Below are 13,986 nucleotides of genomic sequence, written 5' to 3'. Positions count from 1 at the left end.
GAAAGTCAGTACCAATCATAACTGCCTCTACGATCGGTGAAGATATTTCTGTTTGGGCTACCCACTCTACAATAAAGTTTGCACCTAAACCACCTGTAGTATCATTTCTATTAATAAAAAAATCCGTTGAAGCTAGCGCATCAAGTTGAATAGGGCGCTCTAAATACTGCTTAACTAATTTTCCCTCTGAGTCATAGTAGCGTACAGAAGTAACGATCATTGGATTTACCAAATCTGTATTGCGAATACTGAGCGTGGCGGCTAAATTGAAAACCTCCTGCTGATTGTGATGATAAATATGGGAATATATAGGAACATAGATCGTTTGACCCATTGCTATCTGAAAATTTTTATCTAGAGTCACCACCTTATAAGATGAGGTTGTCGGCGTATTATTTGGTTGTGACTTTGGTGTTATCTGAGTTGATTGACAAGACACAAGAACAATAAATGTAATTGCTAAATGAAAAGATTGATAAAGCTTCATTAAATTATTTACAGCCTTCGATAAAATCAATGACTTGATGTAGAGACCCCGGTTTGGTCACAATCAGTATAGTCGAACCCGGTTCTAGTACGGTACTACCATTAGGAATCATTAAATCTTCGTGAGGGTGAGGTTGATAGCCAATAATGAGAGAGCCAGTAGGAAATCGAGAATCTTGAGCAATTTCGGCAACGCTACGACCAACAACATAGCAATTGTTTGGAATGGCAAGTTTTAAAACCTCAATTTGCCCTTGCTCAAAATGCATCATTGATTCCACTTGAGGAAACTCAATAGCATTCACCATTGTTGAAACTGCTAGTTCAACAGTACCAATAACATGGGTAGCTCCTGCCAAACGCAGTGGTTCGGCAAAATCAGAATGGCGCATCCGAGACAGAATATGGGAAACACCGTAGTGTCTGGCGAGAGTTACCATCGCTAAGTTCAGAGCATCATTTCTCAGAACAGCAGCCAGAGCATCAGCTTTACGAATTCCTGCTTCTAACAACACCTCTGTACTGACAGCACTTCCTTCAAAAGTCATCACTCCTACTTGTTCGCGGGCATAGCGACAAGCAATAGGGTCAATATCAATAACGGCAACAGTATGACCGAGTTCTACCAATTTTTGAGCCAAAGAAAGTCCCACTAAGCCTGCTCCACCAATTAGCACGTACATGGCTGCTCCCAATACTCTTCGACTGTATACTTTACTTATATAAGAGTCAGCCAAGTTTATACTTGGTTCGATTGCCTGATTTAGAATTTTTATACAATTGAAAAAACTGTTTAAAGAGGTTTTTGTGTAGGGACACCCACAGCACGAGGAAATTGATTCGGTGTAGCTGCGACTTTTCGCAAGTAAAGGCAGTGACGGATACTATGAGTCAACGGAGTTGTAAATTCCTCAATTGTTTCAATTGTGCCACCAAGTTGTTTAACAGCATTTTCCAAAGATTTTGTTTCCTCTTCTGTCCACGTACCTCGGTAAATCACAGCTAACCCACCTTGTTTGAGCAATGGTAAAGTATACTCAGCGCAAACTGAGGCTGTTCCAACAGCACGGATAAGAGCAACATCATACATTTTGCGGTGTTCGCGTTGCCAACCGATGTCTTCAGCTCGAGCAGTCACAGTTTTAATATTTTTTAGGTGAAGTGCATCTCGAACTTTATCCAAAAAAGCAATTTTTTTCCGAGTCGAATCCACCAGAGTGACAGTGCTGTTAGGGACAGTCATTGCTACTGGGATACCCGGAAAACCAGCACCTGTGCCGATATCAATAAAAGTGGGGAAATCAGGAGTAGGGAGAAGCGGCTGCACTGCGGTGGTTTCTAGATTTAAAGCAACTGGCTTTGAGGAATCAGAACCTGAAGGAAAAGACCCTTCCTCATCCTCCTTGTCTTCCCTGTCCCCCTCTTCCTCGTCCCCTTGTCCCCTTGTCTGAGAAACTGCGTTCAAAAGAAAAGCTATTCCCCGTAAAGAATCCCAAAGATGCTTCTCCCAGAACTCTTGAGGGTCAGTGATGCGAGTTAAATTGAGATAGCGGTTCCCATCTAAAATGAATTCGTAAAGCTGCTGAAAGTGCTCTTGCTGTTGGACAGTGGGAGTCCAACTCATGGTTTGCTGCCAAATATTTACCGTGTCAGGCAAAGAAGGCAAGTTCAAGTGATTCACAATTCAAAGGTTTGTCGGTAAACTTTTGCTATGCCAATAACTATCTAAAGCAGTATCTTGAGGTACAAATTTTAGGAAAAATACTAAGAATACTTAACAATAGCATCTTGCATTACTTCTGACAACTGCTTAATATTTTATCAAGGAAATGGGTTTAAAACCCCGTCCTAAAGGAGCGGCTTTTCTTGGTTCTGGATGTATTTTTTAAGAACTTCAATTGGTGCTCCACCCACAGAAGAAACAAACAGGACTGGGACTTCCATTGAGCATCCTTGCCATAGGGCTTTTTGAATCCAGCTTTTCCGTACATCCGACTAGATACGCCTTTGAGTGAATTTACTATTTGAGAGATTGAGAGCTTTGGAGGGTATTCGATTAAAACATGAATGTGGTCAGCTTCACCATTGAATTCAAGTACTTGAAAATCCATCTTTTTTGCTACATCGCGGAATGATTCTCCAATCAACGCAAGACTTTCAAAGGTGAACACAGACCTACGGTATTTCGTCACGCAGACCAAATGAATTTTTAGGTCGGAAACAGAATGTCTTTCCCTACGTAAACTAGTTGTCAAGACTGGCAGACCTATATACAATTAAATGAACAGACCAACTATAGCACGAAATCAAACAGGAGGTGATACTACTTGCTAACAAACTACGTTTACAAGCTACGACCTAATGTCTCTCAGTCTGAAAAAATGGACAACTGGGTTGATCTGCTTAGAAGTCATTACAACTGGTGTTTGAATGATAGAATTACTCAATATAATCAGCAATTCATTCAAGGTGATTACTGCGATATTAGAACTAAATCCGAGGCTTGTCCTATAACGTGTTTTGTTAGCAAGAATGGAGCTACAGGGTTCCCTTGGAAAGATGGAAAGCTAGATAAAGAGGGAAATCTTAAAAATCCTAGAAGAAGCGCCGGAGATATTCAGATAACCAGTCTACCAATACTTAAACAAGCTAGACCTTGGTATGCTGATATTGACTCTACTGTGTTGCAACAAAACGTTAAACGTCTTGATGTAGCTTACAAAAACTTCTTTGAGGGTAGAGGGTTTCCACAATTCAAAAACCGTAGTAACTTCACGTCTTTTACCTATACAGTAGGAATAAAAGTACAAGGGAATAAAGTCTACCTACCTAAAATAGGTTGGATGAGATTCCACAACTCTCGCTTAATACCCGATGGTTTTACTATCAAAGCTGTAACTGTCCGTAAGCGTCAAGATGGTTGGTATATTTCTGTCCGAATAGAAGACAAATCTGTACTTGATTACATTTCAAGACCTTTAACAGAAGTTAAGCGAGTCATTGGTTGCGATTTAGGCATTACTAAACTTGTCCACTTGTCAGATGGTTATCAAATTGACAATCCTAAGTTCAGCACCCATTGACTGAACTCTCTAGAGTTGCTGCCCAAAATCGTTTTAATTTATTATTTCAGAGGTTCATCAAGGTCTTCGCTACAAAAGAACATCCTTTGGTTATCTTTCTAGATGACTTACAATGGGCAGATACAACTTCTTTAAAATTTATTCAGTTATTGAGCAGTCAAAATAACTCTTTGGAAGAGCAACCTAAATACTCAGAGAATCCAGAAAAGTCAACTATTGCTGAGGGAGGTTTTTTACTTATAGGTGCATATCGAGATAATGAAGTTTCTCAAATGCATCCCCTATATTTTACTCTAAATGAAATAAAAAAAACAGGGATTTTAATACATCAAATTTATTTAAAAGAATTAAGTTTTGATAGTTTAGTTAATTTAATTTCTGATACGCTTAATTGCCAGGATTTTACAGCTGATTTTCTCACAAGAATTGTCATTACTAAAACAAAAGGCAATCCATTTTTTATCCATCAATTTCTTAAATATTTACATAATGAATCTATCTTAAAGTTTAATTTTTTTCATCGTACATGGCAGTACGATATTGACGAAGTTAAAGCAATAGCTCTTACAGATGACATTGTAGAATTTATGGCGCTTCAACTAGATAAGTTGCCAAGCCAAACTCAAGAAGTCTTAAAACTGGCTGCATGTATAGGTAATGACTTTGATTTAAAAACTCTTGCCATTATATATGAAAAATCTGAGGTCGATACAGCAGCAGATTTATGGCAATCGTTACTTGATGGTCTTGTTTTACCTGAAGCAGGAGATCGGTTATTAGTTGATGAAAGCGAACTCTTACCAATTCCTCATGAGGGGTTACGTAAGTATAAATTTTTACACAATAGGGTACGTCAAGCTGCCTATTCTCTGATTCCCGACGATTGCAAACAGTCAATTCACTTGAAAATTGGGAAATTGCTGCTCAGCAGTATTCCTATCAACGAAAGAAAAAAAAATATTTTCATTTTAGTCAATCAGTTTAATATAGCAGCAGAACTGCTTGTCAATCAAAGCGATAAGCCGGGTACGGTTTGCGCTAAGGGCGATCGCGATGAACTTGCACAAATGAATTTGATTGCCGGTCGCAAAGCTCTAGCATCGACAGCTTACACGGCTGCAGTTAAGTATTTAACTACGAGTCTTCAATTACTCGCAAGCGATACCTGGAAAACCAATTATGATTTTACTCTTGCTTTGCATGAAACAACCGCAGAAGCAGCTTACCTAAGTGGCAACTTTGAACTAGCAGAGCAATTGATAGAAGTGGTGTTGGTACAAGCAAAAACACTATTAGATAAAGTGAAAGTTTATGAGATTAAGATTCAGGCTAATGGAGCACAGAATAAACCGCGACAAGCAATCCGTGTTGCACTGGAGTTCTTAAAACTTTTGGGTATTGAGTTTCCAGATACTCCCAACCAAAGGGATGTTCAGCTAGAAATGGCAGCACTAACATCAAATTTGGTAGGCAGACGTATTGAGGACTTAATCGATTACCCAGAAATGACTGAACCTCATTCACTAGCAGCTATCCGTATTCTATCTGGTGTAACTACTTTTGCCTATCAAACAGTACCTGAGTTGTTTTCTTTGTTTGTGTTTAAACAAATTAATTTATCACTTAGCTATGGCACTTCTCCTTTGTCTGCCCATGTCTATACTCTTTACGGAATCATACTTTGTGGAGTTGTGGGAGACATAGAGTTTGGCTACCGATTAGGCAAACTATCTTTAGAACTGTCGTCTAGATTTCATGTTAAAAACATTATACCGCAGGTTGTTATAGGATTTAATGCAACTATCAGACACTGGAAAGAGCATATTCGAGAAACATTGCCGCCTCTTTTAGAAGCTTATTCTACTAGTTTGGAAACAGGCAATTTAGAATTTGCAGCTTATGCTCTTTATTGTTACTCCTACTATGCGTATTTCATGGGTAGTGAACTTTCACTGCTCAAGCAGCAGATAGAAAATTACAGCCATGCCATTAAGCAAACAAATCAAAGAATGGTGTTAGGCTGGAATAATATATACCTGCAAACTGTCTTAAATTTATTCAACAAGCAGGCAAAACATTTTGAGTTAGTAGGTGAGCATTATAATGAAAGAGAGATGATAGCGTATCATCAGCAAGCTAATGACAGTCTCGGGCTTGTACATTTGTATTTGTGTAAGCTTCAACTTTGTTATTTACTGGCTGATTACAATAAGGCAGTAGAAAATGCCGTCAATGTGGAGAAGTATATAGACGTGGCAGTCGGACATTTAGTTCTGGCCGAATTTCATTTCTACGATTCCCTGGCACGTCTGGCAGTGTATCCTAATACTAATCAATTAGAACAAGTAAAAATTCTGGAAAAGGTCGCTATTAATCAAGAAAAAATTCAGAAATGGGCAAATTATGCCCCTATGAATTATTTGCATAAATTTTATTTGGTAGAAGCAGAGCGCTATAGGATTCTGGGTCAATATATTGAAGCCGTCAATAGTTACGAGCAAGCAATTACCCTTGCTCAAGACAATGAGTATGTACATGAAGCGGCTCTTGCCAACGAACTGGCTGGTAAGTTTTATCTGGAGTGGGGCAAACTAAAAATTGCAAAAATTTACTTAATAGATGCTTATTATGGCTATATTCGTTGGGGAGCAACAGCGAAAGTCGATGATTTGGAAAAGCGTTATCCTCAATTGCTTGCTCCAATTCTTCAACAGGGAAAACTCAATACCGAACTCAGAACGAATGGCTCTATTGAGAGTAGCACATCTTTATCCACCAGTAGTTCCAATCAAACTGTTCTTGGTTCAAATACCAGTATTTCCGATTCATTAGATTTAGCATCTGTTGTAAAAGCTTCTATTGCTCTGTCGGGAGAAATTGAACTCGAGCAATTGCTGTCTACTTTAATGGAAGTGGTTATGGAGAATGCAGGTGCTTCTAAGTGTACTCTTATTTTAACTGAAAGCGATCGCGTAGCAACTGACGTACATCTCACGGTTTCTGCAGTCAGTTCAAATTCAACAACTGGGGGTAACTACACAGAATTTCCCTCAATTTGTTTGGAATCCAGCAGTGACGTTCCCGTGACCGTTATTAACTATGTCAAACGAACACAGGAAATCTTAGTCATTGACGATTTCAAAGAAAAACCAGTTCTAAGTGCTGATAGCTATATAGTTCGCGAGCAGCCCAAAAGTCTCTTGTGTATCCCGATTATCAACCAAGGTAAATTACTCGGTATTCTTTATCTAGAAAATAATTTAACAGCAGAAGCGTTTACACGCGATCGCGTGGAACTTCTCAAACTTATCACCACGCAAGCAGCAATCTCTATAGAAAATGCCATACTCTACCAAAATTTAGCACTAGCTAAGGAGCGACTGGAAGAATACAACCGCACCTTAGAAGAAAAAGTGTCTGAGAGAACACGGGAACTCAATGAGAAAAATCAGCATCTCAAGAAAGCTTTAGAAGAGTTGCAAAACACTCAAACGCAATTAATACAAAGTGAAAAAATGTCTTCTTTAGGGCAAATGGTAGCGGAAATAAGCAGACCCCATGCAACACATGAGTGATGTACTGTTGGAGAGTTGACGGTTTGAGAGGGGGCGAGCGGTTATCCTACTTCAATGCTTCTTTCGGCTGACAAGAAGCACAATCTAGAGTCACCCTCATCATTGTAAAGATTTTTGCCGATTGTCGGCACTTTTCATAAAATTTTCACTCTCAGTTTGAAATATAAGTAAAGCAATGAATGAAGCTTCAAAAAAGTTTCATTCATCATAGTGCCTTTCAGCGTTGAGGGAATAAATGATGTTTGCAAGACAATGGAAGACTGCAGTCATAGGAGTCATTATTTTCTGTTTTATTTCCTTTGTTCATACATCTGAATTGGCAAATGGAGTTGAAAGTTCAGTGACTTTATCACCTCAATGGAAAACTAACGAAAAGATTTACTACCAAATGGTTAAGACGCGATTGAGATCGCAAGAGGGCAAGGTTATGCTAAACATAACTGCTCGAAACAATCTAGAAATTGAGGTGATAGAAGCTAATGATAAAAGTTACGTATTAAAATTCCTATATGGAGATGTAACAATTGATGACTCAAAGCAAGCGAAAGAAAACTTGTTCCAGCAGATGATTGACAATCTCAATCAATTACAGACACCAATTATACTTAAAGTTGATTCGTTTGGTGCGGTCGAGGGGGTGCAAAATTGGGAGCAAATTAAGGAGGCAGGTACTGCTTCAGTTGATAAAATTATAAAACAGCTGCAAAATATAGGAATAGATGAAGCGACGGTTGTTAAAACACGTGCTCAGATGATATCGACCTTCGCTACTAAAGAACAATTTGAAAAGACTTCTACAGGTAATCTTAAACTGTTTTTTGTGCCCCTAGGCAAGACATATGAATTATCCGAGCCTATTGAATACGAGGACAAGCTACCAAACCCGTTAGGTGGCGAACCGTATCCCAGTCGCGGGCAACTCACTCTGAAAACCCTCGATAAAAAATTAAATAGGGCTGTTGTGATTTGGAAACAGACGATTTTACCTGAACCAGCAAAACGCATATTGGAGAGAACGTTGAAAGACTTGAGTGTGCGTTTGGGAAACCAGGTCCCGAAGGAAAGCCTACCTCACAATGTGACCATTGAAGATACAGCAGAGTTTTCTGTTGATATTTCCTCTGGTTGGATAGATAATTTTACATACACGCGAACTATAAATATTGGTAAATCCTTCCAGAAAGAGACTATTTCAATTAACAAAAATGCCTGATGGGTAATGCGATCGCTCTTACACTTCCCTCCAATTTGTTCTTTGCATACCAACAATATGGCTTTTTTGCCGCCACTCAATCTCAATTAAAGATATGTTCCTCAAACTCATCATACACTTCATACAAACTTTGTGAAAGTGGTAGTGTTACTCATCTCTTGCACCATCGTCTTATTGCAAAAATCAAAGCCCAAAAAGCTTATTGTTTCGTAGGGTAGGGCTAAAGCCCACCAGCCCTTTCAATCGAAGGTGCAAGATGTCGGTTGATTGCCCAACCCTGACCCGGCTTACTGCAAACCTAAGGGTTATACTGCCTTATCGCGAGTTTTCCTCGAGCTTCAGACTGCAGCAATGTATAAGCGGAGACAACCGTTTGGTAAAGGTGCAAGATTCTGACTTATTGTTACAAACATTCCTTATTTCTGCTGAGGTGATTCAGATTCTTGAGATGCCAATTTAAAAGTAACATCTTACGGTCAATAAAAATGGCTTTTAAAAAAAGGTTTATATTTCATCAAATTCTGTCAATCAAGTATGCTTTACTCACAACTGGTCTTTTAGCTACGATTTTTTGGCTCGGTCTAAGTGCATCAGAATTCAAATCCATATCTAAAGCCTGTGCCTGTGCAAGTCAATCTACAAGAGTTCCACATGATTTGCGTTTGATTGATGCGTTGATTCAAGAATATGCGGGTTGGCATACAGGACTATATCCTACTTATGATGAATTGGAAAAAATATTAGAAATAGAGTTAGCACCAAATTTCTCTCAGCAATTAACATCCCAAGTAGACTTAAAATCGCATAATTTTAAATTTATTCCTACCGCTCGAGATGATGGCAAGATAGGTTATGCAGTTTCTCACGACCGACGATATTATGTCTTGGTAGGTATTGGGAAAGTATATAAGTTGAAGAGAATATATTTTTGGGGTTTATCAGTCAAAAAAGATTATGTAGGTGATGAATTTATCATATTTCATCCAAACAAAAAACCTTTATAAAGGTGACAATTTATGGCAAGATGAAGTTGATTGAACCAACAGCTTTACCGTTGTTGCACTTTGTGTAGATTTGGACAGATTTAGTTTACCTGGTAGATATCAGGATAGACTAACAACCTTCGACCCAAACGCAGGTTCCTGTAAACCTTCATAGAGTAGAATACCCTAGCAAATTAAGGAGATGAGTCGATTGGAAATTCGCGAAGACGATCTGACAGGTCAAAAAATTGCTGAGTTTCTCCGGGAACATCTCGAAAATATGTATGAGGTTACACCGCCTCAAAGCGTTCATGCTCTTGATTTAGAGGCATTGCGATCGCCCAATATTACTTTCTGGTCGGCTTGGGAGGGATCGGAATTGCTCGGATGCGGGGCACTCAAAGAACTAGACTCAAGAAGTGGTGAAGTCAAATCAATGCGTACTGCCAAAGCTTACCGCAATAGGGGTGTCGCTTCAAAGATTCTCGAACACATTATTCAAGAAGCCAAACGGCGTGGTTACGATTGCCTGAATTTGGAAACAGGGGCTTTGCCTGAGTTTGCCCCGGCAAGAGCTTTGTACACACGATATGGCTTCGAGTACCGAGGTCCCTTTGCTGAATACATTGACGACCCGAATAGCGTGTTTATGACAAAAAAGCTTTAGCTTAATCGGTAAGAAGCCCATTCTCCGTACCCGATAAACACCAGTTTAAATATAATTTTGTAGCGTTAGATAAACCTTTGAGTGAATTGTAAAAAATTCTCTACAAGAGGTGTTAATATGTTTTGCTGCCAGATAATAGCAGTTTCTATGACAGGTGCTTGTTCTAGTAGGTGACGATAAACGACCCCGGACCTTTGAAGGTTCTGTAGAGAAGACGGTGTAATCGCTACACCCATTCCAGCCGAAACTAGTCCAATAATTGTTTGCATTTGAATCGCCTCTTGAGTGATGTGAGGTGGGAAATTTGCCTGTTGAAAAAGACTCATGATGCGATCGTAAAGTCCTGGTGCGAGATAGCGGGGAAATACAATCAAAGGTTCACCCTGAAGAGATTGCACTGAGATGTGTTCTGTTTGAGCCAAGGAATGAGTTGACGGTAAAGCCACAACTAAAGTTTGCCTGTGAATACACTGATAAGATAATGCCTCATCTTCCAAAGGTGGATGACCAAAACCTACATGAATCAGGGAATCTCTAAGTGCTTGCTCCTGTTGACTTGTCGTTAACTCCCGTAAGACGAGTTCTACTTCCTGAAATTGCTCGCGAAATTGTTGCAAAATCAAGGGTAATATGTAGCTGAATCCAGACGGTACTGTCCGCTTCCAGATGTCCTTCCAGGATGGTTTGATTGACTATCCAATTATGGCTGTTGCTGCTGATGGCGAGCAAACACGCTCGATTCACATGAAGTTTACTCGTGAAACACCATCTCGCAATACCAATACTAAGGAAGAAGCTGTTTTAGAATGGCTCTCCTGATTGTGAATTTTTGATTGATTAAAATCCTTTAGAAAGCTAGTTCTCCGCTACAGCCTATGTTGTGGCGGAGTTTTTACTATTAATAAAATGGTCAAGTAGAAAATTTTTCTTTCTACTTGACCTACAGCATTTAACTTCTGCTTATTTCAAAAACTATGAGTCTTGAGAACCTGTAGTTTCCTTTGTTATGGACTGGAGTTGTGCTGCTAATTCTTGCCGGGTTGAAGCCTTGATGAGATAGCGGAACACAAACCAAGTTGTGTAACCAAGCCCAACCAATTCAAAAAATGGGTATACTAACGGAATGTCATTTATAGCATCAAGTATTGCAAAAAGTACCTTGAGCGTAACAAGCGCAGAAGCAATTAAAACAAGGGTGACAATTAACTGCTGATATTGAGTGAAAAATCTACCTAAGTTATTTGGTAACTGCGCTAAAAAATCAGAAACTTGTTCCCCAATTTGCTGCCATTTTTGATTAGATGCAGTGGCAGGGGGTAATAATGGTTGATTTGCCTTTACACCTTCTATTGCTGCTACGGGGCTAGATGCGGTACTATCAGAGACCTCATTATAAGGTTGGTATTGCTGTGCTTGGGCTTCCATAGTTTTCCCTCGTGTGATAATCACAATTCAACAAAGTCAAAGTTCAAAAGGCTATGTAACTATTCCTTTTGAACTTTGACTTTTAACTTTTCCTCGCTGCTTTAGCTTTGTGGCTGAGCCACTGTTGCTTTATTAACTACAGTTGTAACACCTTTGATTTCTTTTGCCAAAGGCTCAATCTTGTTAAGTTGCTCTTGATTGGTAACAGTGCCGGAAACTGTTACTGTTCCATTATCCTCAGCTTCAATAGTTAAATGACCGTTGGGAATGTTAGCCTCTAACTTAGAGCGGACTTCACTTTCTAAATCGTCTTCGCTTCTGTTTTGAGTAGCACCATCATTTAATTGATTATTTCGCTGTTCGCGAGCACGAATGTCAGCGTTAAGTTGGTCTCTGCGAACTTGGCTTTGAGCATCGTTTAAAGCAGCTTCTGTCGCCTGTGGTTCTGGTGCTTGGACTGCTTCGTTAGTGCTGTTAGGTGCCTCAGAACTGCTTTTAGAAACATCTTGTGCACAAGCTGCAGTACCAAAAACTAAAAGGCAACCAAATAAGAAAGGAGTTAGCTTTTTCATTTTTATCAATCCCTTGTTAGTAATTATTAGTGAGTAGTTCGTGGTTATTGGTTACTGGTTATTGGTTAGTAGTTAGTGGTTATTTTCAACAAGCAACTACTAACTACTAACTGCTAACAATTAACCACTAAACTCTTTCATTCCGATGGTCAACGATAATAACAGCAGGATCGTTTTCGTCATAACCTACTGCGTGTTCGGTGGGAGTGGTGTTGACAACTGGTGCTTCGTGATGAATACCTCTGTCAGATCTGTCAGAATCTCGGCGATGCACACCATGTGTATCAGCAGCGTCAAAGGTATCGAATTCTTGAATTCCATGACGCTTCAAAATCCCTTCCGCACGGCGAACTTCATCTTCTGTGCCATCAACAATCACTAAGTAGTCGCCCCTATTCAAGCGATCGCTATAGACTTTTGCGCGGTTTTCTGGAATTCCCAAACCAACGAGCCCGCCTGTCAAACCTCCAGCTGCCGCACCGATAGCACCACCAGCCGCAGTTGTGGCTAAAGCCGTTGCAGCCGCACCACCTGCAATCACTGGTCCTACTCCAGGAATGGCTAAAGCACCAAGACCAACCAACAAGCCACCTAAACCGCCTAAAGCTCCGCCTGTCACAGCCCCTGCTTTTGCACCCTCGTCAGCTTTATTTCCCGTACCCAAGTTCTGACTGGTTACCCCTGCAACGCTGTTATGACCATTGCTGTCTTTGGCAATGAGTGAAACCTGGCTCATGGGAAAACCATCATTTCGCAGATCTGTAAGTGCAGCCTCTGCATCTCGACGATGGGGGAATACACCAATTGCCCTTCTGTTTCTACGTGCAGGCGCAGTGTTTGTGGCAGAATGGGTAGAGCCAACATTTGGAACCACAACCGGTGGAGTTGCAGCAGCAACATTGCTGGTTGCACCACGTTTGTTTTCGGGTCGATCGTAGACAGCAAATTCTTCTACTCCCCGACGTTGTAGAATTTCTTGCGCTCTGGCAATTTCAACATCCGTACCATCTATGATGACTAGGTAATCTCCTCGCTCTATGCGCTCGTTGTAAACTCTGGCTCGCTCTTCAGGAATTCCCAAACCAATCAACGCACCAAGCAAACCGCCTGTTGCTGCACCAATTCCTGCACCAGCAATAGTTGTTGCCAGCGCAGTTGCTGTTGCTCCGGCAAGCATAATGGGACCAATTCCTGGAATGGCTAAGGTACCAAGACCAACTAGCAATCCAGTCAAGCCGCCTAAAACTCCTCCAGAAAGCGCTCCTGCGGTAGCACCTTCATCTGCTTTGTTACCAACGTTTTCCCGAACTTCAGCACCTGCAATATCGTCTTTACGATCTGCATCACGCTTAATGACAGACACTCTGTCCATTGGAAAACCAGTACTTCTTAATTCTTGTAAGGCATTTTCCACATCGTGACGGCGTGAAAATATTCCTACAGCTCTTCTATGTACACCTACAACCATGCCCTCTTACCTCAATAAAAAACAACATTATTTATTTACAAATTTATCGATCCATTAATTCTATTTCCCCAGATTTTTATTGACTTTACATCAATCCCTTGGAATAACTTTTCCATCTACCAAGAGTATTAGATTTATGAGATTATTTACGAAAGGTAAACAAAATGAGAACAGAATTTAGAAATTTGAAATAGTAGGAACAAATATAAGTGAACTGGCAATCTTAAACATTTTCTCTTGCTTTATAAAAGCTATAAGAGATGTTTAAAATTTGCGTTCCCAAATTATGACAATTAAAAGAGATTATTCAAAAAATACATTAAGATTCCGTAGGTTGGGTTGAGGGACGAAACCCAACATTTAATCAAGTCTTTATTAAAAACTATTTACCTAAAAAATTCACTTGTAATGAAGACAAAATGAAATTATATCTTATGAATCAAACAGCAAAAGCTTGCTAATACCATTCCTGTATCAAGCTGCAATGCATTCTACCAAAAGGTTAACGCTGTTT

The 13,986-nt window shown here is 39.9% G+C and carries 11 protein-coding genes and 3 pseudogenes; 6 read left to right on the top strand and 8 right to left on the bottom strand.

Translation table 11 applies throughout. The features are described from left to right. From ACYRY3_RS03830 to tnpA, 4 genes and pseudogenes are all read right to left on the bottom strand, one after another. On the bottom strand, nucleotides 1–487 hold a 487-nt coding region (locus ACYRY3_RS03830), incomplete at its 3' end, for a DUF3124 domain-containing protein (protein WP_460200427.1). Between the two features lie 4 nt (nucleotides 488–491). Beyond that, nucleotides 492–1,169: a potassium channel family protein gene (locus ACYRY3_RS03825; protein WP_460200426.1), complete on the bottom strand. Its 678-nt coding sequence runs from the start codon at nucleotides 1,167–1,169 to the stop codon at nucleotides 492–494. A 110-nt stretch (nucleotides 1,170–1,279) separates the two neighbouring features. After that, nucleotides 1,280–2,110 carry a 16S rRNA (guanine(527)-N(7))-methyltransferase RsmG gene (gene rsmG, locus ACYRY3_RS03820; RefSeq protein WP_460200430.1) on the bottom strand — a complete coding sequence of 277 codons (831 nt, stop codon included), beginning with the start codon at nucleotides 2,108–2,110 and terminating at the stop codon, nucleotides 1,280–1,282. A gap of 224 nt (nucleotides 2,111–2,334) precedes the next feature. After that, nucleotides 2,335–2,741, bottom strand: a pseudogene (gene tnpA, locus ACYRY3_RS03815) (IS200/IS605 family transposase). 72 nt (nucleotides 2,742–2,813) lie between these two features. On the opposite strand from tnpA, the gene ACYRY3_RS03810 reads away from it, so the two are divergent. The 5 genes and pseudogenes from ACYRY3_RS03810 (at nucleotide 2,814) to ACYRY3_RS03790 (ending at nucleotide 10,007) form a co-directional block, all read left to right on the top strand. After that, a complete protein-coding gene (locus ACYRY3_RS03810; protein ID WP_460200425.1) occupies nucleotides 2,814–3,569 on the top strand; it encodes an RNA-guided endonuclease InsQ/TnpB family protein in 756 nt (251 codons plus the stop codon). Beyond that, nucleotides 3,557–7,144 (top strand): annotated as a pseudogene (locus ACYRY3_RS03805) (ATP-binding protein); the annotation flags it as partial. The gene ACYRY3_RS03810 and the pseudogene ACYRY3_RS03805, both read left to right, overlap by 13 nt. 235 nt (nucleotides 7,145–7,379) lie before the next feature. After that, entirely contained in the window at nucleotides 7,380–8,357 is a 978-nt protein-coding gene (locus tag ACYRY3_RS03800) for a hypothetical protein (RefSeq protein ID WP_460200424.1), read from the top strand. Nucleotides 8,358–8,842: 485 nt separating this feature from the next. Beyond that, nucleotides 8,843–9,361, top strand: coding sequence for a hypothetical protein (locus ACYRY3_RS03795; RefSeq protein WP_460200423.1), 519 nt, complete (start codon nucleotides 8,843–8,845; stop codon nucleotides 9,359–9,361). A gap of 181 nt (nucleotides 9,362–9,542) precedes the next feature. After that, nucleotides 9,543–10,007, top strand: coding sequence for a GNAT family N-acetyltransferase (locus tag ACYRY3_RS03790; protein WP_460200422.1), 465 nt, complete (start codon nucleotides 9,543–9,545; stop codon nucleotides 10,005–10,007). 65 nt (nucleotides 10,008–10,072) lie between these two features. Here the strand turns inward: ACYRY3_RS03790 and ACYRY3_RS03785 are convergent, their stop codons facing one another. After that, nucleotides 10,073–10,630: a LysR family substrate-binding domain-containing protein gene (locus ACYRY3_RS03785; RefSeq protein WP_460200421.1), complete on the bottom strand. Its 558-nt coding sequence runs from the start codon at nucleotides 10,628–10,630 to the stop codon at nucleotides 10,073–10,075. A 13-nt stretch (nucleotides 10,631–10,643) separates the two neighbouring features. Between ACYRY3_RS03785 and ACYRY3_RS03780 the strand changes: the two are divergent. After that, nucleotides 10,644–10,826, top strand: a pseudogene (locus ACYRY3_RS03780) (DUF4912 domain-containing protein); the annotation flags it as partial. Between the two features lie 153 nt (nucleotides 10,827–10,979). Here the strand turns inward: ACYRY3_RS03780 and ACYRY3_RS03775 are convergent. The 3 genes from ACYRY3_RS03775 to ACYRY3_RS03765 form a co-directional block, all read right to left on the bottom strand. After that, the gene (locus ACYRY3_RS03775; RefSeq protein ID WP_460200420.1) at nucleotides 10,980–11,432 is read right to left on the bottom strand and encodes a CAAD domain-containing protein; all 453 of its coding nucleotides are present in this window, start codon (nucleotides 11,430–11,432) and stop codon (nucleotides 10,980–10,982) included. Nucleotides 11,433–11,533: 101 nt separating this feature from the next. Continuing rightward, nucleotides 11,534–12,004, bottom strand: coding sequence for a BON domain-containing protein (locus tag ACYRY3_RS03770; RefSeq protein ID WP_460200419.1), 471 nt, complete (start codon nucleotides 12,002–12,004; stop codon nucleotides 11,534–11,536). Between the two features lie 127 nt (nucleotides 12,005–12,131). Continuing rightward, nucleotides 12,132–13,472 carry a general stress protein gene (locus ACYRY3_RS03765; protein WP_460200418.1) on the bottom strand — a complete coding sequence of 447 codons (1,341 nt, stop codon included), beginning with the start codon at nucleotides 13,470–13,472 and terminating at the stop codon, nucleotides 12,132–12,134. Between the last annotated feature and the right edge of the window lie 514 nt (nucleotides 13,473–13,986).

Source organism: Scytonema sp. NUACC21 (genome assembly GCF_054684315.1).
This window is presented reverse-complemented; position numbering and strand designations above follow the sequence as displayed.